This window comes from Embleya sp. NPDC056575 (genome assembly GCF_042793325.1).
Lineage (GTDB): Bacteria > Actinomycetota > Actinomycetes > Streptomycetales > Streptomycetaceae > Embleya.
In genome coordinates this window covers 1-2,114 of the sequence record NZ_JBHTVA010000013.1, presented here as the reverse complement: position 1 = coordinate 2,114, position 2,114 = coordinate 1, and the positions used below count along the sequence as shown (strand labels likewise).

Genomic DNA, 2,114 nt, shown 5'->3' with positions numbered 1-2,114 from the left:
TTTTTGGGCACCTGGGGGGTGGGTTTTTGTGGGTGGGGTGTTGGTGGGGTTTGTGCGGGGCGGGGTGGTTGCCCGGCACGGCACCGAGGGGCGGTTACTTCCCTCCGATTGTCGCGCCGCATCCCGGGTTGACGCACTTCTGGTGGTTCTGGTTGCCGCCGACTACGACCCAGTAGTGCTTGCCGTCCGCAGAGCCGGGGCAGCTGCCGTTCGCCATGGGTGTCTCCTTGGGTTGTGTTTGGTGGTCGCCACTCGGTGTTGTCCTCACCGACTAGCTATCTATATCTTACCCTTCGAGTGAGGGGCGAACCCTGCCCACGCAAGGAATCCCAAGATCTTTCGAGACCTCCCCCGGCCCGCTCCCGACCCCACGCGTCCCGCAACCCACGCGCGCTCGGGAGGTTTTGACGGGCGTTGATCGTCGGGGCGGTGGCATGACCGGGGGCCCGTAAGCTGACCGGCGCGGGTGGGTGGCTCGCCCACCCACCGCAAGACCCACCCAGGGCCCCCGGTCTTGCCGCCGGTGGGCCCCCGACTGTCAACGCCCGTTAAAACCTCCCGAGCCCCCACCCACCGGCGAACGCCCCCACGATGCCTGGGTGTGCCGGGTTGGAATCGCGTGGCCGTCGATTGGCGGAGCGGGGAGTGACCCTGATTCGCGGCAAGGAGACCTTGAGTTGACCTTGGAGCCGTGGGTGGGACTGGGTTACTCAGCCGCCGGGGTGTCCTCGACAGGGGATGGAGTGTCAGCGGTCCGAACGAGGCGGCCGTGTTCGTGATTGACCCATTGACCCTTTCGCCACAACGCGTACGCCCCCGGTGGCCCGATAAGGGGCCGCCGGGGGCACTGCCTTGCCGTTCGTCCTGCTTGGGTAGCCAGCCCGGGAACAGCGCGGCGTCTCCAACTCACACAGGGAGATAGGGGTGGGTTACGCGGGCTTTCGGGGCACGAGTTGGGAAATGCGCTGCGGGGAGAGGTGGAGGGCGTGCCCTGCGTCTCGGGTGGTCCAACCCTGGGCGATCAGGGTTCGCGCCGCGTGGTCGAGGGCTCGGCGGTGGGCCTCCTCGGCGTGGAGGAGCGCGGCCCGGGCTTCGACGAGAGCTTGGACGGCCTCGTCGGCGTCGGGGTCGGCGGGCGAGAGGCGGACACCGAAAGCGACGTCAGGGCCGAGTAGTTCACGAATACGGGTACCGGCGTTGGTCTTGGCTTCGCGCCAGGTGGTGCCGTGGGTGGTGGCCGTGCTGCCGTCGGGCAGTCCGGGGATGGTCACGATCCAGGTTCGTCCGACTCGCGCCGCGGAGGCGTCGTACGTGGGAACGGGGCCCGTGGGGGGCTCGGGTGTCGCGGGGCGGTTGTCGGCGGCGGGATCGATGGACACGCGGGCGCCTCTCGGTTCGCGGAGTTGCGGCTACGACATGAGGTTAATGGCCCCATCCACGATTGTCTAGATACATAGTCAAGGTTGTCTATGCAGCTAGACAACAAACTGAGTCATGAAATTTCGCTACACCTATTGGGTTTTGCCGCCTTGGGCGGCTCCTTTGCCCCGCAGGGGCGTGCCCGCGCCGCAGGCGCTTGGGAGGCACGCGCGCCTTCGGCGCCCGCCCCATCGGGCGGAAGGGGTCGCCCGTGGCCGCAGGCCACTCAGGGGGCGACCCGGCCGGCTTGCCGGCCGTCCTTCAGCTTTTGGCGCGCGGGCCGACCCCCACCCGCCGGTTGGCGAATGGGGGTCGGCATCGGCTTGTTACTTCTCCGGCATCGGACCGCCGTCATTGAGCCCGTGACCGGAACCGGGGCAGTGCTTGCCGTTCCGCCCGTCGTGCTCCGGCGCGGTCTCCCCCGACGCGTAGTAGGAACCGTTGTCGTGCCGGAAATCTGCGGTACAGACGCGGCATTCGCCCTTACGGCTGTAGTTCGGCATCGTACGAATCTCCTTGTGTGGCTGGGATACATGCGTGAGTTGCACCCCCCGGATGGCTGGTCCGGTGGGGTGGTCACAGCAGCCCACAGTCGGCGGGCGCGACCAACCCCGCGCGGGGGTCACCTCTGCGGCCCCGGGGGGCCGCAGTGGTGACCCGGCGGGCGCCTTCGGCGCGTTCACCGCCCCGATGGT

Annotated in this window: 2 protein-coding genes; both read right to left on the bottom strand. The window is 68.4% G+C overall.

The features are described 5' to 3' along the window. Positions 1–929 precede the first annotated feature (929 nt). On the bottom strand, positions 930–1,379 hold the full coding sequence (locus tag ACFRCG_RS12440; RefSeq protein WP_380030784.1) for a hypothetical protein: 450 nt from the start codon (positions 1,377–1,379) through the stop codon (positions 930–932). 366 nt (positions 1,380–1,745) lie between these two features. Further along, positions 1,746–1,922, bottom strand: coding sequence for a hypothetical protein (locus ACFRCG_RS12435; protein WP_380030783.1), 177 nt, complete (start codon positions 1,920–1,922; stop codon positions 1,746–1,748). Between the last annotated feature and the right edge of the window lie 192 nt (positions 1,923–2,114).